Genomic DNA, 26,085 nt, shown 5'->3' on the forward strand with positions numbered 1-26,085 from the left:
TGGGAGCGACCTTGCTCGCGAAGCGCCAGCCGCCATACGGCGACTCAACGCTTGCGCAGGTTCTCCAGCAACTGGTGCGTCGGATACCCATCCGCCGGCCAACCGAGCGCCTGCTGGGCGCTGCGAATCGCTTTGCGGGTGTTGGCACCGATGATGCCGTCGGGGTTGCCAGCATCGTATTGATGCTGAGCCAGCAGTGTCTGCAGTTCGATGCGTTCGGTGCGGCTCAGCGGCAGGTCGTCCTTGGGCCACTGGCCATAGACCAGCCCGCCACCCGCGAAGCGCTCCGACAACAGCCCAACTGCCAATGCGTAGGATGACGAGTTGTTGTACTTGAGGATGGCGCGGAAGTTGTCGAATACCAGGAACGCCGGGCCTCGGTAGCCAGCCGGTAGCAGCAGCGCTGCCGGCAGTTGCCGGTCACCCGGAGGAATCGGCATGCCGTCGTAGGTGGATACGCCCAGCCGCATCCATTCGGAGAACGGCTTACGAGTCGTGCCGTCGGCCAGGGAGTAGTCGAACCCTTCTTTGAGTTCTACCTCGAACCCCCACGGCTGACCGCGTTGCCAGCCTGAGCTTTGCAGGTAATGCGCGGTCGAGGCCAGGGCGTCGGTGGAGCTGCCCCAGATGTCGCGGCGGCCATCGCCGTCGAAGTCCACCGCATGGGTGTTGTACGTGGTGGGGATGAACTGGGTCTGGCCCATGGCGCCAGCCCAGGAACCGAGCATTTTTTCCGGGGCGATATCACCCTGTTGCAGGATTTGCAGCGCGGCGATCAGCTGTGCCTGGGCGAAGCCTGGGCGTCGGCCTTCATAGGCCAGGGTCGCCAGGGAGTTGATGACGGACTTGGTGCCCTGGAATTGGCCGAAGTTGCTCTCCATGCCCCACACGGCCACCAGCGCCTCGCGATCAACACCGTAGCGCTGCTCGATGCTTTGCAGGATCTGGGCGTTCTGTTGAATCAGCGTCTTGCCTTTGTTGACCCGAAGCGGCGATAGCGCGCCATCGAGGTATTCCCACACGGGGCGGGTGAATTCCGGCTGGCTGCGATCGGCCTTGATCACGCTCATGTCGGGGCTCACGCCGATAAAGGCGCGATCGAACAGGTCGGCGCGGATCCCGGCGGCCAGTGCTTCCTTGCGGAAGCCGGCCTGCCATTCGGCGAAGGTCTGGGTCGGGACGAGGTCCAGGTTTTCACCGGTCGGCACCACCGGCGGGACCATGGCCGGGGCGGTCACGGCAGGAACGGTCTGGAGCGGTTGGGCATCGGCGGCGGTGGGTTTTTCTGCGCAGGCGACAAGCAGTGCGAAGCTTGTGGCGGCAATCAATTGGCGCAGTGGCCAGCGGCGGGTAAGGCAAAAGGGCATGCAGGGGTCCAGAAATGCAAATCAGGTGCTGACCTTATCATGGGCAGGGTGCAAAGGGCTTGTCCGGATGTTTCAGGCCGCCATAAAGCAAGAAGCCTCCCAGTTGTCAGACTGGAAGGCTTGGCGGCGGTAGCTGCCTTTGCCCTTGGCGGGCCGTTCCTGGCGGCTGCGGAACAGGGGCTGGGCGATGATGGACTTGGCCTTGTTGGGGCCATGCTTGGATGGCTTTTTGCTCATGGTTGGATCTCTCGTGGGTGGGTTTTGCGGGGATAATCATGGGGCAGCGTTGGGGGGCTGTCCAGTCCTTGCCGGCTGGAGGAAATGTGTGCGGAAGTTGCGGCCAGCGAGCTTTGTGGCGAGGGGGCTGTGGGAGCAAGCTGTGCTCCCACAGCGGCTCCCTCGCCACAAAGGCATCTGGCAGAGCGATAGATTATTCGGCGGGCAACGCCAGTCGCTGGCCGGCCATCAGCAGGGACAGGCGACTGAGGCTCATCCATGGCGATCCGGCAGCCTGGCCCTTGATCTGTGCGTCGATGCGCTGGGCCTCCAGCAGCAATTGCGCCCAGCGCGGCGCCGAGTAACGTTGCAGGGCCTTGCTCATCAGCGGCTTGCGTTTGTCCCACACTGGCGGACGGGCCTGGCTGAAGGCTTTGTCCAGCGGTACGCCCTGGCTGTATTGCAAGGACAGGTTCGCCAGCAGGCGCAGCTCCCGGGCCAGGGCCCAGAGGATCACCGGCGGCTCGACGCCTTCGCCACGCAGGCCCTCAAGCATGCGCAGGGCATGGGCGGCTTCGCCGTTGAGGATCGCATCGGTCAACCCGAAGACGTCGAAACGCGCGCTGTCGGCCACGGCGGCCTGCACCGTTTCCACGGTGATCTGGCCGCCCTCGGCCATCAGCTTGAGCTTTTCGATTTCCTGGGCGGCAGCCAGCAGGTTGCCTTCGACCCGGGCGGCGATCAGCTCCACCGCATCCTGACTGGCCGACAGGCCGGCCTGGGACAGGCGCTGGCGGATCCAGCTTGGCAGTTGGCTGACGTCCACCGGCCAGATCTGCACGAACTGGGTTTGCGGGCCTTCGACCAGGGCTTTGCCCCATTTGGTCTTTTGCGCGCTGCCGTCGAGTTTCGGCAGGCTGATGAGCAACACCGTGTCCTCGGCCGGCCTCGAGCAGTACTCGATCAGCGCGGCAGCGCCCTTGTCACCGGGTTTGCCAGAAGGCAAGCGCAGTTCCAGCAGGCGCTTTTCGGCAAACAGCGACATGCTCGCCCCGGCCTGCAGCAACGTGCCCCAATCGAAATTGGCGTCGGCGGCGAACACCTGGCGTTCGTCAAAGCCTTGCTGGCGGGCGGCAGAGCGAATGGCGTCGGCGGCTTCCTGGCACAACAGCGGATCATCGCCGCTGATGACATAGACCGGCGCGAGGGCGCCTTGCAGGTGTTTGCCGAGTTGTGCGGGGGCGAGTTTCATAAGAGAAGGCATGCGGGGCGCCGGAGCGCCCCACGAAGCTTATTCAGCCGGGATTTGCATAGGCGACTGCTGCGGAGTTTCCGCTTCAGCCTTGCGTGCCGCTTCCAGTGCCTCGGCCTCAGCCTTGGCCTTGGCGTCGGCGGTCTGTTGCAACTGTTCCAGCTGGGGCAGGCTCAGCTGTTGCAGGCGCAGCATCATGCGCTGGACGAGGTCGCGGCGCATTTCTTCGCGTACCTCGGTCGACTCCTGGTCGGAACCGGTGATGTTGTTGCCGTCATGCAGGTAGACCTTCTGCACCTGGAGCTTGTCTTCCAGCAGCAACAGGTTGTTCTGGCCGCGGATCTCATAGTTCAGCACGCTGTTCAGTTCATACTCGGCGGAACGACCGGCACCGGCGTAGCTCAGGCTGCGCTGGGTTTGTTGTTCACGGGTCAACACCAGCTTGTAGGGCGCACCGCTATAGACTTTCACCCCGCTGTTTTCCAGCGTCGAACGCAGCATCTTCACCGTGGCCCCGTAGGCATCGCGTGCACTGAGGTCCAGTTCAGTGATGGCCAGCTCGGTGGTGCCGGTGCCGCGCAGCTGGAAGCCGCAGGCGCTCAGCAGAACCGTCAGGCACATGACCAGCAGATTACGTTTCATCATCTTGTTGCTCCCCTTGAAACCTATGGGCCGGCAATGCGGCCCCGGCAGGTCATATTCGGCGCCGGGTCCCTGACCCGGCGCCCGATCCAATTAGCTTGCGACGATGTTGACCAGTTTGCCGGGCACGACGATCACCTTGCGGATTGTCAGGCCATCGACGAAGCGCAACACGTTTTCATTGACCCGTGCGGCCGCTTCGACTTCTTCGCGCGTTGCGGTGGCCGGCATTTCGATCTGGCCGCGCAGCTTGCCGTTGACCTGGATGACCAGGGTCAGGCTGTCCTGCACCAGCGCGCTTTCGTCCACCACCGGCCAGCCAGCGTCGATCACCGGGGCCGCGTGGCCCAGTTGGTTCCACAGCTCGTGGCTGATATGCGGCGTGATAGGCGCCAGCAACAGCGTCACGGCTTCGAGGCCTTCGTGAAGCAGCGCGCGATCCTGTTCGGTCGCCTGCGCGGCCTTTTCCAGCACATTCATCAGGGTCATCACCTGGGCGATGGCGGTGTTGAACTTGTGGTTCTGGCCGACGTCATGGCTGGCCTGCTTGATGGCCAGGTGGATCGATCGGCGAATGGCTTTCTGTTCGTCGTTCAGGCTTGCCACATCCAGTTTTCCTGGCAGGCCCTGGACGACGTGAGCCTGGGCCAGGCGCCAGACGCGCTTGAGGAAGCGGTGCGAACCTTCGACGCCGGAGTCAGACCACTCCGCGCTCATGTCGGGTGGCGAGGCGAACATCATGAACAGGCGGCAGGTGTCTGCGCCGAACTGGTCGATCATCGACTGTGGGTCGACGCCGTTGTTCTTCGACTTGGCCATTTTCTCGGTGCCGCCGATTTCCACCGGCAGGCCGTCTGCGATCAGTTTGGCGCTGATGACCTTGGCTTTGCTGTCGCGTTCGAGTTCGACGTCGGCCGGGTTGAACCAGGTATAGGCACCGTTGGCTTCGCGGCGATAGTAAGTCTCGGCGACCACCATGCCCTGGGTCAGCAGGTTCTTGAACGGCTCGTTGGAGCTCACCAGGCCTTCGTCACGCATCAGCTTGTGGAAGAAGCGCGCGTAGAGCAGATGGAGAATGGCGTGTTCGATGCCGCCGATGTACTGATCCACCGGCAACCAGTGGTCGGCGGCGGATTTTTCCACCAGGCCGCCTGTGTAGTGCGGCGAGGCGTAGCGGGCGTAGTACCACGAGGACTCGACGAAGGTGTCCATGGTGTCGGTTTCACGCTTGGCCGGCGCGCCGCATTTCGGGCAGTTGCACTCGTAGAACTCGGGCATGCGTGCCAGGGGCGAACCGGCGCCGTCGGGTACGACGTCTTCCGGCAGGACCACGGGCAGTTGATCTTCCGGTACCGGTACGTCACCGCAGGCACCGCAATGCACGATCGGGATCGGACAGCCCCAGTAACGCTGGCGGCTGATGCCCCAGTCGCGCAGGCGGAACTGGGTGCGGGAGGCGCCCAGGTTCTTCTTGATCAGGGCTACTTCGATGGCGTCGAACGCGCCGGCGAAATCCAGGCCGTCGAATTCACCGGAGTTGATCAGCTCGCCGTGTTCACCGTAGGCGTCCTGCCAAGGGGCTGGGGTCTGGTCGCCGGCGCTGGTGCGGACCACGGTCTTGACCGGCAGGTTGTACTTGTGGGCGAACTCGAAATCGCGCTCGTCGTGGGCCGGTACCGCCATGACGGCGCCGTCGCCGTAGTGCATCAGCACATAGTTGGCGACCCACACCGGGAGTTTTTCACCGGTCAGGGGGTGCTCGACGAAAAGCGAGGTCGGCACGCCTTTCTTTTCCTGGGTGGCGACGTCGGCTTCGGCGACGCTGCCGCCCTTGCATTCGGCAATGAACGCCTGCAGCGCGGGGTCGTTCTGTGCCGCCAGGGTCGCCAGCGGATGCTCGGCGGCCACGGCCACATAGGTGGCGCCCATCAGGGTGTCCGGACGGGTGGTGAAGACCTTCAGGGTGCCGGCTTCGCCAATGGAGGCGACGTCGTACGGGAATTGCACTTCCATGCCCCGGGACTTGCCGATCCAGTTGCGCTGCATGGTCTTGACCTGCTCGGGCCAGCCGGTCAGTTCGTCGAGGCTCTCCAGCAGTTCATCCGCGTAGGCGGTGATCTTGAAGTAGTACATCGGGATTTCGCGCTTTTCGATCAGCGCGCCGGAACGCCAGCCGCGACCGTCGATCACTTGCTCGTTGGCCAGTACGGTCTGGTCCACCGGGTCCCAGTTCACGGTGCCGTTCTTGCGGTAGATCACGCCTTTTTCGAACAGGCGGGTGAACAGCCATTGTTCCCAGCGGTAATAGTCGGGCTTGCAGGTGGTGACTTCCCGGGACCAGTCCACCGCCAGGCCCAGGCTGCGCAGCTGGGACTTCATGTAGGCGATGTTTTCATAGGTCCATTTGGCGGGCGCGACATTGTTCTTCATCGCGGCGTTTTCCGCCGGCATGCCGAAGGCGTCCCAACCCATGGGTTGCAGGACGTTCTTGCCCTGCATGCGCTGGTAGCGGGAAATCACGTCGCCGATGGTGTAGTTGCGCACGTGCCCCATGTGCAGCTTGCCGCTGGGGTAAGGGAACATCGACAGGCAGTAGTAGGTTTCCTTGCCTGGCTGTTCACTGACTTCAAAGGACTTTTGCTCGTCCCAGAAAGACTGGGCGGCGGCTTCGATTTCACGGGGCTGATAGTGTTCGTGCATGGCTACTTTTGTACTGAATGGGGTGGCCCAATCCTCTTCGTTGCCATGCTGGACGCGGACGACGCCGAATGCGGCGCTTTCGATGCCCAGCGGAGCTGGAAGTGGAGTTACAGGAAGCGCCGTAGCATACATGACCGCACTCTGCGGAGGGAAACCCTGATTGCGTGTCGGGCAGTGTCGACAGCCGGTGCCGCCGGGCGTTCAGGGCCGTTGGTCGCGGCGTCCTGCCGGTTTGCCCAGCGAAGCTAAGCTTCTCAATGGGGAGTGAGTCTTATCTTCAATGAGGTGAGGGATGGTTGAATCACAACGAGAAGTCGCTACACCGGAGTTGTATGAAAAGCTGATCGATCGTCTCGGGGTGGCCCTGGACGCTGCAAGAACCGCCGGGCGCTTGCGTAATGAACGTCCGGTAGAGTTGGAACTGCGTGGCTTGAGCCCCGCAGAGTTCGAACTGGTCAAGGCTTACCTCGAACAGGTCGGACATCAGGCCCGCACAAGCGGGGGCCAGGTACTCCAGCGTCTTGATGCGCCCCATTCGGCCAAGGTTGTCTGGCTCAAGGATCGGACGCCCGACAAAGATGCTGTAAAAGTCCGGTCGCTGCAGTTCAAGTAAAGCCGGATACACGCGTTTCGCTTTTTTTGGTCCAGGCTTGATTCAGGCTTCTTTCGAATCAGTTGTCGCTTTGCGTCAATCCACCTAGGCTTCGGGCATCTTTGGAGATGCCCGATGCCATTTCGCTATTTCATCAAACAATTGTTGCTGCCGCCCGGCATTCTTTTGCTGCTGCTGGCGCTTGCCTGGTGGTGGCGCCACTCTCGGCCGCGCCTGGCCCGCGTATGTTTTATCGCTGGGTTCGGCGGTTTCTGGCTGATGAGCCTGCCCGTGGCGGTGCAATGGAGTGCAGAGGCGCTGGAGCGTGAGCCGCCGTTGTCGCTGAGTGAATGGGCGACCCTGGCCCAGCGTGCCGATGCCATCGTGGTATTGGGCTCGGGCCGCGAGCGCGGCGACCTGGCCTGGGGCGCCGACCAGCCCACCGGTGTCGGGTTGGAGCGCCAGCGTTACGCCGCGCGACTGGCCAAGGCGTCTGGATTGCCCGTGCTGACGTCCGGCGGCTTGCATTATGGCACGCCGCCCAGCGAGGCAAAGCTGATGGCCGATTCGATGTTGGATGATTTTGGCGTCACCGTGCGCTGGCAAGAGGGGCTCAGCCGCACTACCTGGGAAAACGCGCAGATGAGTGCCGGGATCCTCCAGCCGGAAGGGATTCGTCGCGTCGTGGTGGTGACCCAGGCGTGGCATATGCCGCGAGCTGTCTGGAGCTTCCAGCGAGCCGGGTTCGAAGTGGTCGCTGCACCGGTGGGCTTCCTGGGGCAGGACAATGCCCGGCCGCTGGGCGGCTGGATGCCGGAGTTCAAGTCGATCTGGCAGTCGGGGCAGTTGATGAATGAGGCGGTGGGGTTGGTGGGGTATTGGTTGTTTTACCGCTGAGGTGTTAGCGGATCGTTCCCACGCTCCTGCGTGGGAATGCCTCAAGGGACGCTCTGCGTTCCAAATCGGGCTGGCGTCGGCCGCCAATGTGACGCGGAGCGTCACGGGCTGCATTCCCACGCGGAGCGTGGGAACGATCAAAAAAGTCGGTTAAACGGTCTTGGCGATCCGGCTGGTCACCAGCGCCCAACCCAGCAGCAGGACGCACAGGATGATCAGCGGCCACGAGCGCCATTGCAGGTACGGCGTCAATTCATGCATCGGCACCACTTCGCCGTACAGGATGCCGCGTTCGAATTGCGGGATCCGGGCGGTGATCTGGCCGATGGGGTTGATCAGGCCGGTCACGCCGTTGTTGGTGGCGCGAATCATCCAGCGACCGGCTTCCAGGGCGCGCATCTGGGCCATTTGCAGGTGTTGCAGTGGGCCGATCGAGGTGCCGAACCAGGTGTCGTTACTGATGGTCAGCAGCAGGTCGCTGCGGGCCGAGAGGCCGGCGGCGAACTCCGGATACACCACCTCATAACAGATGAACGGTGCGATCTGGTAACCCTTGGCTTGCAGCAACGGCTGATCGGCCGGACCCCGGGCGAAGTCCGACATGGGCAGGTCGAAGAAGGCGATCAGGCCGCGCAGCAGGTCCTGCAAGGGCACATACTCGCCGAACGGCACCAGTTTCTGCTTCAGGTAAGTGCCGTCACCTTCGCCGGTCACGGTGATGCCGTTGAAGTAGCGTTTTTCATGACGTACCAACTGGCGAATCGGGACGCCGGTGATCAGCGCCGAATGCCGCTCGGCAGCGAAACTGCCCATCATGTCCAGGTAGCCCTGGGCAGATTCCTTGAGCACCGGGACCGCGGTTTCCGGCCAGATCAGCAGATCGACGCGCTTGGAGGTAAAGCTCATGTCGCGGTACAGCGCCAGTTGGGCGTTGAGCTGTTCCGGATCCCACTTCATGCTCTGTTCGATGTTGCCCTGGATGGCGGCAACGCTGAGTGGGTCGCCCGAGGGGCTGGTCCAGGCATGGCCCTTGAGTGCCATGCCGGCCACCCATGGGCCGATCAGCAGGACCATGCCCGCTGCGATCAAGCCCTTGCGTCCGGCGCGGATCAAGCGGGGAGTGTTGTACAGCAGGGCGGCGGTCAGGGCCAGGGTGAAGGAAATCAGCCACATCCCACCCACCGGCGCGAGACCGGCCAAGGGGCCGTCGAGCTGGCTATAACCGGAATAGAGCCATGGGAAGCCGGTGAGGAACCAGCCGCGAAAGGCTTCCTGGCCCAGCCACAGTGCGGCGAATGCCAGTGCGTCAGCCAGCGGGGCTTCATTGCGCCGCAGCCAGCGCGCCCAAAGCCAGGCGGGCAGGGCGAAGAACCAGGCGATGGCGGCCACGAACAACAGCATCAACAGCCCGGCGAGCAACACCGAGGCGCCACCGAAGTTATGGATACTGACGTAGATCCAGCTGGTGCCCGCACCAAACAGGCCAAAACCGAAGCACCAGCCCCGGCCCAGGGCCTGGCGTGGCGAAAGTTCGCGCAGCCCGGCATAGAAAAGTCCGACCGCCAGCAATGCCAGCGGCCAGATGTCGAACGGTGCCAGGGCCAGGGTGGTGATCGCACCGGCCGCCACGGCCAGCAGGTTACCGGGCCAGCCGGGGCGGGTTATCCAGCGCATGTGTGTCCTTAGCGGGTCTCGCAGGGGTTATCGGCCAATGGGTGACAGGCGCAGCAGGTGGATCCGGCGGCTGTCGGCGTTCAGGATGCGGAAGCGCCAGGAACCGATTTCCGTGGTTTCGTTGCGCTTGGGCAGGTGCCCGAAAGCGCTCATCACCAGGCCGCCGACGGTGTCGAATTCGTCGTCGGAGAATTGGCTGTCAAAGAATTCGTTGAAGTTCTCGATCGGCGTCAGGGCCTTGATCAGGAAGTCGCCGCTGGGCAGTGGCTTGATGTAGCTGTCTTCTTCGACATCGTGCTCGTCCTCGATGTCGCCGACGATCTGCTCGAGCACGTCCTCGATGGTGACCAGCCCGGCCACGCCGCCGTACTCGTCGATGACGATGGCCATGTGGTTGTGGTTGGCGCGAAACTCACGCAGCAGCACGTTCAGGCGCTTGGACTCGGGCACGAAGGTGGCCGGGCGCAGCAAGTCCTTGATATTGAAGCTGTCGCCGTTTTCCTGAAGGATCAGTGGCAGCAGATCCTTGGCCAGCAGCACACCCATGACGTCGTCATGGCTCTCGCCGATCACCGGGTAGCGCGAGTGGGCGGAGTCGACCACGGCCGGCAGGAATTCACGGGGTGTCTGGGTCGCCTTGATGCTGACCATCTGCGAGCGCGGAACCATGATGTCCCGTACTTGCAGGTCAGCGACCTGAATGGCGCCTTCGACGATGGCCAGCGCTTCGCTGTCCAGCAGTTTGTTCTGGTGTGCATCGCGCAGCAGCTCCAGCAGCTCCTGGCGGTTTTTCGGCTCATGGGCAAAAGCCTGGGTGAGCTTGCCCAGCCATGACTTCTGCCCGTTGCTCGATCGATCTTCGCTCATAGCGATTACTCTGAATCCTTTGTCGTTACAGGTTGATGTATCAGTGTTCGTCGCCGGCGTAGGGGTCGGAATGACCCAGCTCTGCAAGCAACGTTCGTTCCAGTGCTTCCATTTCTTCGGCTTCGTCATCTTCAATATGGTCGTAACCAAGCAGATGCAAGCAGCCGTGAATGACCAGATGAGCCCAGTGGGCTTCGGAAGGTTTGCCTTGTTCCGTGGCTTCGCGCTCCACCACCGGGACGCAGATTACCAGGTCCCCCAGCAGCGGGATGTCGAGCAGTTCGTCGGGGACGTCGGCGGGAAAGGACAGCACGTTGGTCGCGTAGTCTTTCTGGCGCCAGGTATGGTTCAGCTCGCGGCCTTCGGGTTCGTCCACCAGGCGGATCGTCAGTTCCGAGTCGGCGCTGCGCTGACGCAGGGCCAGCTCGCACCACTGGCGGAACTGGATTTCGCTGGGGACGGCGTGGGCGCTGGCCAGTTGCAGGTCAAGTTCAAGCATCTTGGCGGCTGCCTTTGCTTTCGTGCATATCCTCGGCGCGCTGCTCGAAGCGCTCGTAGGCCTCGACGATGCGCTGCACCAATGGATGGCGCACGACGTCCTTGGGCAGGAAATGCGTGAAGCTGATGCCTGGCACGTCCTTGAGCACCTGGATCACATGGTTCAGCCCGGACTTGGTGCCCCGGGGCAGGTCGACCTGAGTGATGTCCCCGGTGATGACGGCGGTGGAGCCAAAGCCGATCCGGGTCAGGAACATTTTCATTTGCTCGACGGTGGTGTTCTGGCTCTCGTCGAGGATGATGAAACTGTTGTTCAGGGTCCGGCCACGCATGTAGGCCAGCGGTGCAACTTCGATGACCTGGCGCTCGATCAGCTTGGCGACGTATTCGAAGCCGAGCATTTCATACAGCGCGTCATAGAGAGGGCGCAGGTAAGGGTCGATTTTCTGGCTCAGGTCGCCGGGCAGGAAGCCGAGTTTTTCCCCGGCTTCGACCGCCGGACGCACCAGCAGGATGCGCCGCACCTGTTCGCGTTCCAGGGCATCGACCGCGCAAGCCACGGCCAGGTAGGTCTTGCCCGTACCGGCCGGGCCGATACCGAAATTGATGTCGTTGCCCAGGATTTCCTTCACGTAGCGCTGCTGATTCAAGCCGCGAGGGCGAATCATGCCTTTCTTCGTACGTAGGGCCACGGCAGGTTCCGCGGGGGTGTGGTTGTCGAGCTCTTCGACGGCCGACTCCTGCAGGAACAGGTGGACGGTGTCCGGCGACAGCTCGCTCCCCTTGGTTTCCCGGTAGAGACGGCGCAGCAGGTTTTCCGCGGAGGTGGTGTGCTTGGGTTCGCCGATCAGCTCGAACTGGTTTCCGCGGTTGCGGATCTCGATGGCCAGGCGCTGTTCGATCAAGCGCAGATGCTCGTCGAATTGCCCGCACAGATTGGCGAAGCGGCGAGCCTCGAAGGGCTCGAGAATGAAACGATGGGGTTCGATGGGTGCGTTCAAGGTCGTTTTTAGCCGCCCAGGGGCAATTGAGATGAAATCAAGGATAACGCCAGTAGGCTGGGTGCGAAAGCTCTTAAACAGGCGAATCCGATCACAGGGTTGGCACAACCCATAGTGGGAGCAAGGCTTGCCCGCGATGAAAGCACCGCAACCTTGCTGAAGATCGCGCTGCCTTGATCGCGGGCAAGCCTTGCTCCCACAGGTCTTGCTTGCACAGGCAATAGTGTTTTGAAAAGGTTACTGGATCAACGAGCCCCGCAGGGAATGCGGTTGCGCGGAGTCGATGTGCACGTCGGCGAACTGGCCGATCAGGGCCGGGGTGTCGCAGCGGAAATTGACGATGCGATTGTTTTCGGTCCGGCCTTGCAGTTCGCCCGGGTCTTTTTTCGAATAATCGGTGACCAGAATCCGTTGGGTGGAGCCGACCATTTGTCGGCTGATCTCGAAACCCTGCTGGTTCAGACGGTGTTGCAAGGCGTTGAGCCGCTCTTTTTTCAGTTCTTCGGGGGTATCGTCCGCCAAGTCGGCCGCCGGGGTGCCAGGGCGCTGGCTGTAGACGAACGAGTAGGAAAAGTCGAAACCCACTTCTTCGATCAGCTTCATGGTCTGTTGGAAGTCTTTCTCGGTTTCACCGGGAAAGCCCACGATGAAGTCCGAACTGATGCAGATTCCCGGCACCGCCGCTCGCAGTTTGCGCAGCTTGGACTTGTACTCCAGTGCCGTGTGGTTGCGCTTCATGGCCGCCAGGATCCGGTCGGAGCCCGACTGCACCGGCAGGTGCAGGTGCTTGACCAGCTCGGGGACCTCGGCATGGGCGCGGATCAGGCTGTCGGAGAACTCCAGCGGATGGGAGGTGGTGTAGCGAATGCGGTCGATGCCGTCCACCGCCGCCACCACGCGGATCAGCTCGGCGAGGTCCGCGAGCCGTCCGTCGTGGGTCTGGCCGCGATAGCCGTTGACGTTCTGCCCCAGCAGCGTCACTTCCCGCACGCCGTTTTCCGCCAGGTGAATGATCTCGGCGATCACGTCGTCGAAGGGGCGGCTGACTTCTTCGCCCCGGGTATAGGGCACTACGCAGAACGTGCAGTACTTGCTGCAGCCTTCCATGACCGAGACGTAGGCACTCGGGCCGTCGATACGCGGCTCGGGCAGGTGGTCGAATTTCTCGATTTCCGGGAACGAAACGTCCACCTGCGGCAGTCTGGTGACACGGGCCGCGTCGATCATCTCCGGCAGGCGGTGCAGGGTCTGTGGGCCGAAGACCACGTCTACATAGGGGGCACGGTCACGAATGGCAGCGCCTTCCTGGCTGGCCACGCAACCGCCCACGGCGATGACCATTTCCGGGTTGGCCAGCTTCAATTCGCGCCAGCGGCCGAGCTGGGAATAGACCCGGTCCTGGGCACGTTCGCGGATCGAACAGGTGTTGAGCAGGATCACGTCCGCGTCTTCGGCGCGTGCGGTGACCTCCAGGGCCTGGTGCTCACCCAGCAGATCGACCATGCGCGAGCTGTCGTACTCGTTCATCTGGCAACCGTGGGTTTCGATGTAAAGCTTCTTGGCCATGGAGGGAGTCATCACGTGATTCAAAGAACCGCGCATTATAGGGAACAAGTCCCGCGGTTCCTACCGCTGTGCGAGCAGTGGCTATGCTATAGTTCGCGCCCTCATTTTTACCTGCCGATGTGTTTCGCCCGCCATGACCAAACGTGAAGCTCCAATCTACAAGGTGATTTTCCTCAACCAGGGCCAGGTGTTCGAAATGTACGCCAAGCAGATCTATCAAAGTGATCTGTGGGGCTTTCTGGAGGTGGAAGAGTTCGTCTTTGGCGAGCGCACGCAAGTGGTCGTCGACCCGAGCGAAGAAAAGCTCAAGGCGCAGTTCGAAGGCGTGGTGCGCAGTTTCGTGCCGATGCATTCGATCGTACGCATCGACGAAGTCGAACGCCTGGGCACCCCGAAAATCAGCGAAGCCCGGGGTACGGTCGGCAATGTGATGCCGTTTCCGATGCCGATGCCTGAGAAGTAAGGTTCAAGTCCGAGTCGCTGCTAATCGCGAGCAGGCTCGCTCCCACACGGGATAACAGGTGTTCACAAATCTTGTGCTCACAGAGTGCCAATGTGGGAGCGAGCCTGCTCGCGATGAGGCCATCAAGGCCACAGCAAAATCAGGGTAACGGCGAGAAGGGCGTACGCCCATCGGCGTTCTGCAGTTCCATCAGGTATTTGCGGAAGATCTGCCCCAGCACCTGGGTCGCAACTTCCAGTTCGGCACGGGGCATCTGCTCGGCGACTTCGTCGGCGGTGTCCAACGCATCTTCGGCGCCGTTGACCGCCGCCATCTTCAATACGATGTAGGCCTGGACGTTATTGGCCGGTACGCCTTCGCCATGGAAGAACATGCCGCCCAGCTTGAATTGTGCCTGGGCATGGCCCTGCAGCGAGGCTTTTTCGAAATAGTTGAGGGCTTGCTTGAGGTCGCGTGGCGCGCCCTTGCCTTCATAGTAGAACTCGCCCAACTCGTATTGCGCTTGTGCATCGCCTGCGTCCGCCGCTTTTTGACAGGCGTCGAGTGCCGGTGCGAGATCTTGTGGCTGGGTATTGAGCGTGCAACGGCCCACCGCCGGGATCAACAACGAGTTACCGCCTGCTTGTGCATTCGCGAGCAGCGGCTGAAGGAGCAACAGGCAGCCCAGGGCAAGGGTGCGGCCGGTGCGGTTCATGGGAATCGACTTACCTCTGAGGGGCGCGCGGACCCTCCGGGGGATCCAATAAGCGCGCATTATGAAATAAGCAGGGCCATCCTTACAAAGTCTTTACTCGTTTTTCTGCTGCCAGAGCGTGTCGATGACTGCTTTATAGATCAATACGTAGGAAAAGAGACGAAACGTGTCGGTAATCGCTGACGCCGGTGTCAGCCAGCGTCAGTTATCCACAGGCTTACTTCATGGCGGCGAAGGCCCGCTCGGCCGCGTCGAGGGTGATCTTCAACTCGGCCTCGCCATGGGCGATGGAGGTGAAGCCGGCTTCGAACGCACTCGGCGCCAGATAGACGCCGCCCTCGAGCATCAGGTGGAAGAAGCGCTTGAAGCGGTCCGCGTCGCTGGCCATCACGTCTTCGAACGTCACGATGTCGTCGGCGCCACTGAAATACAGGCCGAACATGCCGCCGGCCTGGGTGGTCACGAACGGGATGCCGGCCGCGTCGGCGCGCATCTGCAGGCCGTCGAGCAGGCGGGTGGTGAAATCGGTCAGCTCGGCGTGGAAGCCCGGTCGGCTGATCAGGCGCAGCGTGGTCAGGCCGGCGGCCATGGCCAGCGGGTTGCCCGACAGCGTGCCGGCCTGGTAGACCGGGCCCAGTGGCGCGATGCATTCCATGATGGCGCGTTTGCCGCCGAAGCAGCCCACCGGCATGCCGCCGCCGATGATCTTGCCGAAGGTGCTCAGGTCCGGCGTCACGCCGTAATGGGCCTGGGCACCGCCGAGGGCGACACGGAAACCGGTCATCACTTCGTCGAAGATCAAGACCACGCCGTGTTTGTCGCACAGGTTACGCAAGCCTTCGAGGAAGCCCGGCGCCGGCGGTACGCAGTTCATGTTGCCGGCCACTGGCTCGACGATGATGCAGGCCACTTCCTGGCCAACCTCTGCGAGCATCTTTTCGACTTCTTCGAGGTCGTTGAACGGCAGGGTCAGGGTGTGTTTGGCGAACGCCGCCGGTACACCGGCGGAACTCGGCACGCCCTGGGTCAGCGCACCGGAACCGGCCTTGACCAGCAGGCTGTCGGAGTGACCGTGGTAGCAACCTTCGAACTTGATGATGCTGTCGCGACCGGTGTAGCCCCGTGCCAGGCGGATCGCGCTCATGGTCGCCTCGGTGCCGGAGCTGACCATGCGCACCATCTCCATCGACGGCACGATGGCGCAGACCAGGTCGGCCATTTCGGTTTCCATGGCGGTCGGGGCGCCATAGGACAGGCCGTGTTCCAGCTGCTTGCGCACGGCGTCCAGCACCTCTGGATGACTGTGGCCCAGGATCATCGGACCCCACGAGCCCACGTAATCCACATAGCGCTTGTCGTCTTCGTCGGTTACATAGGCGCCTTCGGCGTGTTTGAAGAACAACGGGGTGCCGCCGACGCTCTTGAACGCACGGACGGGGGAGTTCACGCCGCCGGGGATATGTTTCTGGGCGTTGGCAAACAGGGTTTCGGAACGGGACATGGTCGGTCTCTCGAAAACGGAAATTATTTGATCTTCAACAGATCGTTGAATGCGCGGGCGCGGCGCGTCACTTCATGAGCGTTGTCGGCGCCGAAAAGGCCATGCACCACGGCCAGCAGGTCGACGCCGTGGGCCACCAGCGGGGCGGCATTGTCCAGGGTGATGCCGCCGATGGCGCACACCGGTACATGCAGTTTGAGGCGAGCCTGTTCGAGCAGTTCAAGGTTTGCGCTGGGCGCACCGGGCTTGGTGTTGGAGTTGAAGAAGCGGCCGAAGGCTACGTAGCTCGCGCCTTCAGCGGCGGCCTGTGCGGCCAGCTCCAGGCTGGCGTGGCAGGTGGACCCGATGATCGCCTTGTGCCCGAGCAATGCCCGTACCGGCGCCAGCGGCCCATCGGTCTGTCCCAAGTGCACGCCAACGCCCAGGCGCGCCGCCAGTTCGGCGTCGTCGTTGATGATCAACTGGGTCTTGTAGCGCTCGCACAGGTCGCGCAGGGCTTCGGCTTCCCGCAGGTGCCGGGCCTCGTCGCTGCTTTTATCGCGGTATTGCAGCAGGGTAACGCCGCCTTCCAGTGCCGCTTCTACATAGGCGAGAAATCTACCGGCCAGCAACTGGCTATCAGTGATGGCATAGAGGCCACGTAATTTCATTCCACTGCCCTCTGTTTCTGGCAAAAAATGTGACTGGCAAAAATGTTACGAGCAGAAATCCAGCGGCAGGCGACGTGGCACGAACTGGCCTTTGCCCAGTTGTTCGGCGTCGCGCAGGGTGCGCCAGGTGTAATCCAGGGCGGTGCGCACGGCACTGGCGAGGTGTTCGCCTTGGGCCAGTCGACCGGTCAGGGCGCTGGCCAGGGTGCAACCGGAACCATGGTAGCTGCCGGGCAAGCGCTGGCAGGTAAACGTCTCGCGGTGTCCGTCGCGGCTGTACAGACGATTATGGACTTCATGTTCGTCGCCATGCCCGCCGGTGATCAACAGGTGCTTGACGAAGGGCAGCAGTTTTTCGGCGCACTCATCGGCGCTGCCTTCGGGCAGTTCGGCGAGGATGCGGGCTTCCGGCAGGTTCGGGGTGGCGATGATCGCCAGGGGCAGCAGGCGTTCGCGCATGGCGTAGCCGACTTCATCCTTGCCCAGGCGTCCGCCGCCGCCAGCGCGCAGCACCGGATCGCAGACCATGGGCAGGTGCGGGTGCGCCTGGAGCAGTTCGACCACGGTGTCGACCATCTCCAGGGAGCCGAGCATGCCCAGCTTGACCGCCGCCACCGACGAATCGTTGAGCACGGCATTGGCTTGCGCCAGGACCCACTCGCGATCGAGTACGCGGAAGTCGCTTACGTTCACCGTGTCTTGCACGGTCAGCGCGGTAACGGCCGGGGCGGCATGGCAACCCTGGGCGAGAAGGGCTTCGATATCTGCCTGCAAGCCGGCGCCACCACTGGGGTCGTGGCCGGAGAGACAGAGGACAACGGGGCGAGAGCTGTAGATATTCATGGTGCGCGAGCTTACCACCAAACCCCTGTGGTCGGCGCCACCGATAAATTCCCCGTGCCATTGGGTGAGCGATGCGCCGCGGCAGCATGCAACTTGACCAAAGCAACAGCTCTATCTCAATGCTTTGCTCTGAAACGCCCGTTCTAGAGCCTTCTGCAAGAGAGATTTCAATGGTGCAAGTTGGCCATCAACGGCTATGCTAAGGATGGATCCAACTTAATAACAGGTAATGCCGGTTTTACGTCTACTCAGGGAATGGGGGGCTTCCTGACTCAACCGGACAGGCCACGCTGGGGCTTAAATGCGCTATTTGCTGATGTTGCTGCTGTGCTTGTCCCCTTTGGCAAGCGCCCTCGAATTCGACGAGTTCACCCAAAGCCTGCCCCTGGGCCAAGCGCTGCAAGTGTTCGAAGACGCAAACGGCACCGCCACCCTCGACGATGTGCTGGCCGAAGCCGCTGCCGGTCGCTTCAAGCCCCATGACAAGGCAACGCTGAATGCCGGTTACTCGCGGTCGGCGTTCTGGCTGAAAATCGACCTCCATTACCGTCCCCACAATGTGAATGCCCAGCGCACCTGGTTACTGGAGCTGGCCTATCCGCCCTTGGATCATCTCGATCTGTATCTGCCTGATACCAGCGGAGTCTACCGTCTGGTTCGCCAGACCGGCGATGCGCTGCCATTCAACGCCCGGGAAATTCGTCAGAACAGCTACCTGTTCAGCCTGGATTTTGTCCCCGATCAGCGCCAGACCGTTTATCTGCGCCTGCAGAGCCAGGGGTCGATCCAGGCGCCGCTGACCCTGTGGTCCAGCACTGCTTATCTCGAACAGCAGCCGGTGCGCTTGTATGTGCTGGGGATTATCTATGGCGTGCTGCTGGGCATGCTGGTGTACAACTTGTTCATCTACCTGAGTGTGCGGGACACCAGTTATCTCTATTACATCGTCTATATCGCCTCGTTCGGCTTGTACCAGTTGTCGGTCAACGGTGCCGCCGCCGAGTATTTCTGGCCGGACAACCCTTGGTGGACCAACGCCGCGACACCATTCTTCATCGGCTGCGCGGCTCTGTTCGGCAGTCAGTTTGCCCGCAGCTTCCTGCAAACCGCCCAACACAGTCGCTGGCTCGATCGCCTGTTGTTGGCGCTGATCGTCTTCAGCGCGGTGGTGGTGGGCCTGTCGCTGATGGCCAGTTACGCCCTGGCCCTGCGTCTGGCGACGGCGCTGGCGCTGGTGTTCACGGTGGTGATTTTTGCTGCCGGCCTGTTCGCCTGGTGGCGTGGGCTGAGGGTGGCGCGTTACTTCATCATTGCCTGGTCGGCGTTTTTGCTGGGAGGCATCGTCAATACCCTGATGGTGCTCGGTTATCTGCCGAACGTGTTCCTGACCATGTACGCCAGCCAGATCGGCTCGGCCATCGAAGTGGCGTTGTTGTCCCTGGCCCTGGCCGACCGCATCAATGCCATGCGTGAGCAACAGGCCCAGACCCTGCTGGATGCCGGGCAGAAGCTGGAAGTGCTCAACCAGCAACTGGCCCACGGTAACAAGCTCAAGGACGAATTCCTCGCGACCCTGACCCATGAACTGCGTACGCCCATGAATGGCGTCATCGGCTCGCTGGAGTTGATGGAAACCGTCGAGATGGACGAGGAGCTGACCCAATACCAACAGACCGCCGCCGGCTCGGCGCGGGACATGATGCGCATGGTCAACGGCATGCTGACCCTCACGGAATTGCAGGCCGGCAAGCTCAAGGTCAATCCGGCGCCGTTCAGCCTGCGCGGGATGCTCGATGTCTTGCAGGTGCAGTTCGCGGCCAGTGCGCAGGCCAAGGGCCTGGATTTCAAGGTCGATGTGGCGCCGGGTCTGGCGGATCGGTTGCTCGGTGACAGCTGCAAGTTGACCCAGTGCCTGGAATGCCTGCTGGACAACGCCATCAAATTCACCCGGGTGGGCGGCCTGGCCATGCGAGTCAGCGGCAAACCGATGGAGCATGATCGCTGGGGGCTGTCCTTCGCCGTGATCGACACAGGGATCGGCTTCACCGATCTGGGCGAAGCGACCTTGTACCAGCGTTTCTTCCAGCTCGACGGCTCCATGACCCGTGAGTACGGCGGCCTGGGCGTGGGCCTGGCAATTTGTCGGCAGTTGGTGGGGTTGATGGGCGGCCGCTTGACCCATACGTCCGAGCCTGGGCGCGGCAGCCGCTTTCAGCTGGACATCGAATTTGAAATGGCTTTGCCGATGGCGAGCTCCACGCCGTTTCCGTTCAGCAAAAGACACGGCATGCGTCAGCCTCAGGACTGTACGGTGCTGCTGGCCGATGACGACAGCATCGATCAACTGGTCATGCGCGGCATGCTGCTCAAGCTGGGCTACCGGGTGCGCACCGCCGACAGTGGCCGTGGGGCGCTGGAAATGTTGCGGGACGGCAGTTTCGATGCCGTGGTGCTCGATTGCCAGTCGCCACCTTTGGACGGCGTGTCGGTCTGCTGCCAGATCCGTACCCTGGCCGGCTGTGAGGAGTTGCCGGTGCTGGTGGTCGGCCCGAACCTGGACCCGAATGGTTGTCCGGCGGGCGCCTTGGTCGATTACTTGGGCAAACCGGTGAAGTTCGAGGTTCTGCAGGCGATTTTGCAACGTCGCGTGCTGTGTCCGGGGCAGGGCGAAAGCGCCGACATTTAGGCGGGTATGACACTTTGTTCGGCCTGGAGGCAGTGCTTAACTGGTTCCTGCTGGCCGACCGAGGAGCCCTGTCATGAACCTGCACCAGTTCGCCGAAACCCACGACGTCACCAATCAGCCGCCCTCCCTGGACGGCGCCAACCTGTATCGCATCGACTTGCCGCTGCAGCAATGGTCGCAGCGTTTCGGTGCCGGCTGGGCCCAGGCACGGATCGATGAGTACGGTGGGTTGGCCGGCGGGCCGCTGATGGAGGCAGGGTTCCTGGCCAACCAGAACAAACCGGTATTCTCCAGCCATGACCGCTATGGTCACCGCGTTGATCTGGTGGAGTTCCATCCCGCTTATCACCAGCTGATGCGTACCGCCATCGAGCATGGCCTGCCCAGCCTGCCCTGGGCTCATCCGCAACCCGGCGCCCATGTGGCCCGGGCGTCGATGACGTATCTGCACAGCCAGGCCGAAGCCGGCACGGGCTGCCCGTTGACCATGACCTTTGCCAGTGTCCCGGCGCTGCGCTTGCAGCCGGACCTGGCTGAGCGCTGGATGCCGAAAGTGCTGGCCACCGAGTACGACCCGCGCAATGTCGGCATGGCCCACAAGGCCGGCGTCACCCTTGGCATGGCGATGACCGAAAAACAGGGCGGCACCGATGTGCGGGCCAACACCACCAAGGCTTTCCCGGTGGGCGCCCGGGGACCGGGCCAGGCCTATGAACTGGTGGGCCACAAGTGGTTCTGTTCGGCGCCGATGTGCGATGCCTTCCTGACCCTGGCTCAGACCGACAAGGGTCTGACCTGTTTCCTGTTGCCGCGCCATCGTCCGGACGACACCCGCAACCAGTTCTATATCCAGCGCCTGAAAAACAAGCTGGGCAACTGCTCCAATGCTTCCAGCGAAGTCGAGTTTCGCGGTGCCCTGGCCTGGATGATTGGTGAGGAGGGGCGCGGCGTGCCGACCATTATCGAGATGGTCGCCATGACCCGCTTCGATTGCATGGTCGGCTCCAGCGCCCTGATGCGCCAGGCATTGACCCAGGCCAGCCATCACTGTGCCCATCGGACAGTCGGCGGCAGGCTGTTGAGTGAGCAGCCCTTGATGCAGAACGTGCTGGCCGACCTGGCGCTGGAAAGCGAGTCCGCGTTGGCCTTGAGTTTGCGCATGGGGCGGGCGCTGGATCACTTGAGTGACGAGCACGAAGCCAAGTTCGCCCGGCTGGTGACGGCAGTGGGCAAGTACTGGATCTGCAAGCGCGCCCCCGCGATGATCAATGAAGCTGCCGAGTGCATGGGGGGCGCCGGTTATGTCGAAGACAGCATCCTGCCGCGCCTGTACCGGGAGGCGCCGGTCAATTCAACGTGGGAAGGCTCCGGCAACGTGCAATGCCTCGATGTGTTGCGGGCCCTGTCCAAGGAACCTGGTGTGTTGGAGGTATTGTTCAATGAGTTGGGCGACGGCCACGGCGACAAGCGCCTGGCCAACCACATCCACCAATTACAGGCGGCGTTCAAGGACACCGACGATATCCAGTTTCGCGCCCGGCAATTGACCGAAGACATCGCCGTGGGCCTGCAAGCCAAGCTGTTGCTGGAGGCGGGCAACAGCGACGTCAGTGATGCCTTCATCGCCAGCCGCCTGGGTTCGACTGGCCGGGTCTACGGCGCCTTGCCACGGGGGTTGAGAGTGGAGGCCATCGTGACGCGTTCTACCCCGCAGGGGTTCTGACGGCCGATTATCCCGATCTACTGTAGGGGTGGCTTGGACGTCAATGTGAGGAGGGAGGCTGATAACTCCCTCTTCACTTTGATTGGTTTCGATTAACCTAGCAGCCGGACGATGGCGCCGATGTCATTGCCAGAGCCAGAAATCAGTATTTTCTCGTCAGGTTGTACCTGGAGGACAGGAGGCGGTCTTGAATCCATTAGTTGGAGTTCAGGCGCGGTAAAGTTGGTGTCCTTAGCGCCGTCCTTTGTATATCTTAGCAATGCGGTTCTACTTGATTTTTGGCACAGTACTATAAGTTTTTCGTCAGGTTGTGCCGTTGCATACAAGGCTTGCCATCCGTAGTCTGATTCGTCGGTTACAAATATTTCCAGAGCATTTCCTCGGTTAAACGTATTGTCTTGCGTGCCGTCTGCGTTAACGCGTGACAGAAGTGGTAACGTCCCCAGCAGGCTGCCATTCTCTCCTTTAAAAATATAGCCTGCAGCCAATGTCTTTCCGTCAGGCTGTTGTGCCAAATGAATGAGTTCTACATGAAAGCCTCCCGTGCCATCAATCAAAACAAACCCCTGATTGAAGCCGCCATAACTCAAATCAAGCTCGCCTTGGTTGGTATAGCGGGCAATGAGGCCGCCTTTTTGGTAGATGCCACTGACCAGTAGCTTGTCCGCCTGTATAGCGATGGATTGAAAACTGGCGCCCGGCATTGAATACACCACGCCGTTGTTGCCGAAGGTCACGTCAGGCTTGCCCGCCGCATTAAGACCAAAAATCACACCGTCACGCCCGGCTCCAGTATCTCTGGCTTCCGTTGCCACAAAAACCCTTCCGTCATCCCTGGCGGCTATTCTCACTCTACGACGGTTCGCCAGCTCTACGTTGAAGGAAGTGACCCCGCCGGTGCCAAACATAAGATCCAGACGGCCGTCGGTAAGTAGGCGAGCGAATAGCGCCCCACTGAAAAAATCGAAGGACTCGTTAAGACCTCCAACTACGACAATTTTTCCGTTCGCGAGTACGACAAAGTCCAAAAGCGTAAAGGTTTCGTTAAATGAGAGACGAGTATAAACCACGCCCCCGCTGCCAAACGTGGTATCCAGAACGCCTTCCGTCGTGTGCTTCACAATTGCCAGGGCGTTCATTTGCTCGGCCATCGAAATTGAAAGTATCTTTCCATCCGGCAGTAGCCTGGACGTTCCCTGAAAGCGCCCGGGCGGAAGTTGAATTCGAACAATGCCTTGAGTACCGAAGCTGTCATCGAAGCTACCTGGAGCGGTGCCGTGTTTGGTTGATATGTTCATTGAAATGGACCTTGGTTGTTTGGTAGAGAGGCCTTACAACGCGATCATTTGGGCATTCGTTCTGTCTCAAAGATTGGCAACAGGCACAAGAACAGAACCACATGGATTGGCTGTCTGTATACTGTCGAGAATGACAGCTATTATGAGGGCGGCATCGATAGCGCCATGCAATGGAGGGCGAGTTGTTCTCATCCTTCCTCGAAGAGGGTGACCGCAGGTCTAATCATTTCAGGTCGATACCTGGCCGTCGTCGCGAGCAGGCTCGCGTCCATTAGGTAAAGGGGGTGGATGATCGAGCGCGCCAACACGCCACTGTTCCCGTAAGACGGCGATGCAGGCAAGATGAAGGTCTGCAAGTCAGAACACAGGAAGCTGATCGTGACCGAAGCGTTTATTGTCGTTCAAACCGCCGAACAAGCCGTGGATCGCCTGGCGGCCCTGCACGAGCGTGCGACCACCGCGCTGAACCAGGCGCTCATGCGCTACCTCAAGGACCGCATCGAGCCGGATGCCGAGCAACGTGCGCTGTTCCGCTATCCGGCGTTGCGGCTGACCTACCACTGCCACGGCGAGGTCCCGCAAACCACCCGCGCCTATGCCAAGGTCCAGTTGCCGGGCACCTACAGCGTCACCGTCACCCATCCTGCCGCGTTCCGTAAATACCTGCTCGAACAACTCGTCCCGCTGATGCATGACTTTACCGTCACCGTGGAAGTGGGCGTCAGCGAGCAGAACATTCCTTACCCGTATGTGGTGGAGCAGGGCGATGAACTGGCCGGTTCCGGTGTGACGGCGGCGGTGCTGGCGCGGGTGTTTCCCAGCACCGACCTGTCGGCCGCCACCGATGGCATCGCCGACGGCCTCTATGACTGGGAGAACACCGACCCGCTGCCTCTGTCACTGTTCGACGCCGCCCGCGTGGATTTCTCCCTGCGTCGTCTCGTGCACTACACCGGCAGCGATTGGCGTCATGTGCAGCCGTGGATCCTGCTGACCAACTATCACCGTTATGTCGACCAGTTCATCGTCCATGGCCTGGAGCAATTGCGCAGCGACCCGCGCTTCGTACGCATGGTCCTGCCGGGCAATGTGATCATCGACAAGAACATGGACCACAGCGAAGCGTCGGCCATCGCCGCCGGCGTGGTCTGGCACCGTTACCAGATGCCGGCCTATCACCTGCAGGCCAACGACGGCCATGGCGTGACCCTGGTGAACATCGGTGTCGGCCCTTCCAATGCCAAGAACATCACCGACCACCTGGCCGTGCTGCGACCTCATTGCTGGCTGATGATCGGCCACTGCGGCGGGTTGCGGCAGTCCCAGACCATCGGCGACTACGTGCTGGCCCACGCCTACATGCGCCGTGATGGCATCCTCGACCGGGTGGTGCCACCGAATATCCCGATTCCCGCCCTGGCAGAAGTGCAGTTGGCGCTTCAGCAAGCCGCGGCGAACATCACTGGCGAAAAAGGCGATGAGCTGAAGAAACGCCTACGTACCGGCACCGTGCTGACCTACGACGACCGCAACTGGGAGCTGCGCTGGGCCCAGGAGCGTCCGCTGATCAACCTGTCCCGCGCGGTGGCGGTGGACATGGAGAGTGGCACCATCGCCGCCCAGGGTTATCGCCTGCGGGTGCCCTATGGCACGTTGCTTTGCGTCTCGGACAAACCGCTGCACAGCGAAATCAAGCTGCCGGGCTCGGCCAACGCGTTCTATGAGCGGGCGGTCAACCAGCACTTGAAAATCGGTATCGAGGCATTGGATCTGTTGCGCAACCAGCTCAATTCATTGCATTCGCGCAAACTGCGCAGCTTCGACGAGCCGCCGTTCCGCTGATACCGTTCGGACGGTAGTCATTTAACGGTCGGGCCACTAGCATGGTCGGCCCTGACCGTTAGTTAGATAGTGCCGCCATGTCCCGTCCTCCACGTCCCGTTTCCCGCCGCCCTGGCGTGAAACCCCCTGCATCCGCCGCGCGCCGGGTCGCGAAGGCGCCTCCGGCCGAGCCCAGGCTGATCCTGTTCAACAAGCCTTTCGATGTGCTGACCCAATTCAGCGATGGCGAGGGGCGAGCGACGCTCAAGGATTTTATCGACATCCCGGGCATCTACCCGGCCGGGCGGCTGGATCGCGACAGCGAGGGGCTGTTGTTGCTGACCAACGACGGGCAATTGCAGGCACGTATCGCCGACCCCAAGCACAAACTGGCCAAGACTTACTGGGTGCAAGTGGAAGGCGAGCCAAGCGCTGAACAGGTGCAACGCCTGCGTGATGGCGTGGAGTTGAACGACGGCATGACGCTGCCCGCCGAGGCGCGCTTGCTGGACGAACCGCTGCTATGGCCGCGCAACCCGCCGGTGCGTTTTCGCAAAAGCGTGCCTACGAGTTGGCTGGAACTGGTCATACGCGAGGGGCGCAACCGCCAGGTACGACGGATGACCGCTGCCGTGGGGTTGCCGACGTTGCGGCTGGTGCGGGTCAGGATTGGCGATTGGACGATCGAAGGGCTTGATCAGGGCCAGTGGAAAGAGGTCCCGGCGCGCCTATAGCGCCCCGGACTCGATCAGGCCGATCACCACGCTCTTGATGACGAACGCCGCCACGCCGAGCCCCAGCACGAAAAACAGGATGAACGAACCGAAACGCCCGGCCTTGGACTTCTTCGCCAGATCCCAGACGATGAAGCCCATGAAAATGATCAGAATGCTGACCAGGCCGGTCATCATCCACTCTTCGAAAACAGCAGGATCCATCGAAACACTCCGGCGTGGGCGGGGTTGGAAAGGCGGGGCGAGTATACGGCATGGGGGCCGGGCGAGGGATTGACCTGCGGCGGTGTGTCGCAGCTATTCATCGCCTTCTCGATGGTGCGACTGCCCGGACCCTGTGGGAGCCGAGCTTGCTCGCGATGGCGGTGGATCAGCCAAGTCATTGTCGACTGTAATGCCG

At 61.7% G+C, this 26,085-nt stretch carries 23 protein-coding genes; 7 read left to right on the plus strand and 16 right to left on the minus strand.

Annotation, left to right across the window (positions count from 1 at the left end; genetic code table 11):
• Positions 1 to 44: 44 nt before the first annotated feature.
• From ACODTO_RS09550 to leuS, 5 genes are all read right to left on the minus strand, one after another.
• Positions 45 to 1,367 carry a lytic murein transglycosylase gene (locus ACODTO_RS09550; RefSeq protein ID WP_139649216.1) on the minus strand — a complete coding sequence of 441 codons (1,323 nt, stop codon included), beginning with the start codon at positions 1,365 to 1,367 and terminating at the stop codon, positions 45 to 47.
• Between the two features lie 72 nt (positions 1,368 to 1,439).
• Entirely contained in the window at positions 1,440 to 1,604 is a 165-nt protein-coding gene (arfA, locus tag ACODTO_RS09555) for an alternative ribosome rescue factor ArfA (RefSeq protein ID WP_489106340.1), read from the minus strand.
• Positions 1,605 to 1,797: 193 nt separating this feature from the next.
• A complete protein-coding gene (holA, locus tag ACODTO_RS09560; protein ID WP_139649325.1) occupies positions 1,798 to 2,835 on the minus strand; it encodes a DNA polymerase III subunit delta in 1,038 nt (345 codons plus the stop codon).
• Positions 2,836 to 2,874: 39 nt separating this feature from the next.
• Positions 2,875 to 3,480, minus strand: a complete 606-nt coding sequence (locus ACODTO_RS09565) for an LPS-assembly lipoprotein LptE (RefSeq protein WP_139649218.1) — start codon at positions 3,478 to 3,480, stop codon at positions 2,875 to 2,877.
• A 90-nt stretch (positions 3,481 to 3,570) separates the two neighbouring features.
• Entirely contained in the window at positions 3,571 to 6,177 is a 2,607-nt protein-coding gene (gene leuS, locus ACODTO_RS09570; RefSeq protein WP_139649220.1) for a leucine--tRNA ligase, read from the minus strand.
• A gap of 292 nt (positions 6,178 to 6,469) precedes the next feature.
• On the opposite strand from leuS, the gene ACODTO_RS09575 reads away from it, so the two are divergent.
• Positions 6,470 to 6,790, plus strand: coding sequence for a hypothetical protein (locus tag ACODTO_RS09575; protein WP_175363889.1), 321 nt, complete (start codon positions 6,470 to 6,472; stop codon positions 6,788 to 6,790).
• Positions 6,791 to 6,904: 114 nt separating this feature from the next.
• Positions 6,905 to 7,666 carry a YdcF family protein gene (locus ACODTO_RS09580; RefSeq protein WP_175386467.1) on the plus strand — a complete coding sequence of 254 codons (762 nt, stop codon included), beginning with the start codon at positions 6,905 to 6,907 and terminating at the stop codon, positions 7,664 to 7,666.
• Positions 7,667 to 7,816: 150 nt separating this feature from the next.
• On the opposite strand, the gene lnt is transcribed toward ACODTO_RS09580, so the two are convergent.
• The 5 genes from lnt to miaB all read right to left on the minus strand — a co-directional run bounded on the left by lnt (position 7,817) and on the right by miaB (position 13,272).
• The gene (lnt, locus tag ACODTO_RS09585) at positions 7,817 to 9,340 is read right to left on the minus strand and encodes an apolipoprotein N-acyltransferase (RefSeq protein ID WP_489106341.1); all 1,524 of its coding nucleotides are present in this window, start codon (positions 9,338 to 9,340) and stop codon (positions 7,817 to 7,819) included.
• Positions 9,341 to 9,367: 27 nt separating this feature from the next.
• Positions 9,368 to 10,207, minus strand: coding sequence for a CorC family transporter (locus ACODTO_RS09590; RefSeq protein ID WP_024780845.1), 840 nt, complete (start codon positions 10,205 to 10,207; stop codon positions 9,368 to 9,370).
• 40 nt (positions 10,208 to 10,247) lie between these two features.
• On the minus strand, positions 10,248 to 10,706 hold the full coding sequence (gene ybeY, locus ACODTO_RS09595) for an rRNA maturation RNase YbeY (protein WP_139649228.1): 459 nt from the start codon (positions 10,704 to 10,706) through the stop codon (positions 10,248 to 10,250).
• Positions 10,699 to 11,706 (minus strand): PhoH family protein, encoded by a 1,008-nt coding sequence (locus ACODTO_RS09600; protein ID WP_139649230.1) that lies wholly within the window; start codon positions 11,704 to 11,706, stop codon positions 10,699 to 10,701. The genes ybeY and ACODTO_RS09600 overlap by 8 nt, the downstream gene beginning before the upstream one ends.
• 237 nt (positions 11,707 to 11,943) lie before the next feature.
• A complete protein-coding gene (gene miaB, locus ACODTO_RS09605) occupies positions 11,944 to 13,272 on the minus strand; it encodes a tRNA (N6-isopentenyl adenosine(37)-C2)-methylthiotransferase MiaB (protein ID WP_176563037.1) in 1,329 nt (442 codons plus the stop codon).
• A gap of 133 nt (positions 13,273 to 13,405) precedes the next feature.
• Between miaB and ACODTO_RS09610 the strand changes: the two genes are divergently transcribed.
• Entirely contained in the window at positions 13,406 to 13,735 is a 330-nt protein-coding gene (locus tag ACODTO_RS09610) for a DUF1820 family protein (protein ID WP_024780849.1), read from the plus strand.
• 139 nt (positions 13,736 to 13,874) lie between these two features.
• Here the strand turns inward: ACODTO_RS09610 and ACODTO_RS09615 are convergent, their stop codons facing one another.
• From ACODTO_RS09615 to ACODTO_RS09630, 4 genes are all read right to left on the minus strand, one after another.
• Positions 13,875 to 14,429, minus strand: a complete 555-nt coding sequence (locus ACODTO_RS09615; RefSeq protein ID WP_139649234.1) for a tetratricopeptide repeat protein — start codon at positions 14,427 to 14,429, stop codon at positions 13,875 to 13,877.
• A gap of 217 nt (positions 14,430 to 14,646) precedes the next feature.
• Entirely contained in the window at positions 14,647 to 15,930 is a 1,284-nt protein-coding gene (gene hemL / locus ACODTO_RS09620) for a glutamate-1-semialdehyde 2,1-aminomutase (RefSeq protein WP_139649236.1), read from the minus strand.
• A gap of 23 nt (positions 15,931 to 15,953) precedes the next feature.
• The gene (gene thiE, locus ACODTO_RS09625; RefSeq protein ID WP_489106342.1) at positions 15,954 to 16,580 is read right to left on the minus strand and encodes a thiamine phosphate synthase; all 627 of its coding nucleotides are present in this window, start codon (positions 16,578 to 16,580) and stop codon (positions 15,954 to 15,956) included.
• A gap of 45 nt (positions 16,581 to 16,625) precedes the next feature.
• Positions 16,626 to 17,423, minus strand: coding sequence for a hydroxymethylpyrimidine/phosphomethylpyrimidine kinase (locus tag ACODTO_RS09630; protein ID WP_175386473.1), 798 nt, complete (start codon positions 17,421 to 17,423; stop codon positions 16,626 to 16,628).
• A 301-nt stretch (positions 17,424 to 17,724) separates the two neighbouring features.
• On the opposite strand from ACODTO_RS09630, the gene ACODTO_RS09635 reads away from it, so the two are divergent.
• On the plus strand, positions 17,725 to 20,109 hold the full coding sequence (locus ACODTO_RS09635) for a 7TM diverse intracellular signaling domain-containing protein (RefSeq protein ID WP_489106343.1): 2,385 nt from the start codon (positions 17,725 to 17,727) through the stop codon (positions 20,107 to 20,109).
• A gap of 73 nt (positions 20,110 to 20,182) precedes the next feature.
• Entirely contained in the window at positions 20,183 to 21,832 is a 1,650-nt protein-coding gene (locus ACODTO_RS09640) for an acyl-CoA dehydrogenase family protein (RefSeq protein WP_489106344.1), read from the plus strand.
• Between the two features lie 92 nt (positions 21,833 to 21,924).
• Here the strand turns inward: ACODTO_RS09640 and ACODTO_RS09645 are convergent, their stop codons facing one another.
• The gene (locus tag ACODTO_RS09645; protein ID WP_489106345.1) at positions 21,925 to 23,130 is read right to left on the minus strand and encodes a hypothetical protein; all 1,206 of its coding nucleotides are present in this window, start codon (positions 23,128 to 23,130) and stop codon (positions 21,925 to 21,927) included.
• 342 nt (positions 23,131 to 23,472) lie between these two features.
• Here ACODTO_RS09645 and amn point away from each other — a divergent pair, with 342 nt between their 5' ends.
• A complete protein-coding gene (gene amn / locus ACODTO_RS09650) occupies positions 23,473 to 24,972 on the plus strand; it encodes an AMP nucleosidase (protein ID WP_175363881.1) in 1,500 nt (499 codons plus the stop codon).
• 77 nt (positions 24,973 to 25,049) lie between these two features.
• The gene (locus ACODTO_RS09655; protein WP_139649247.1) at positions 25,050 to 25,685 is read left to right on the plus strand and encodes a pseudouridine synthase; all 636 of its coding nucleotides are present in this window, start codon (positions 25,050 to 25,052) and stop codon (positions 25,683 to 25,685) included.
• Here ACODTO_RS09655 and ACODTO_RS09660 read toward each other — a convergent pair.
• Complete coding sequence (locus ACODTO_RS09660) at positions 25,680 to 25,889, minus strand: DUF2788 domain-containing protein (RefSeq protein ID WP_003185724.1); 210 nt, start codon at positions 25,887 to 25,889, stop codon at positions 25,680 to 25,682. The two genes, ACODTO_RS09655 and ACODTO_RS09660, sit on opposite strands and share 6 nt — an antisense overlap.
• Positions 25,890 to 26,085: the final 196 nt, after the last annotated feature.

Source organism: Pseudomonas sp. FG13 (assembly GCF_057809755.1).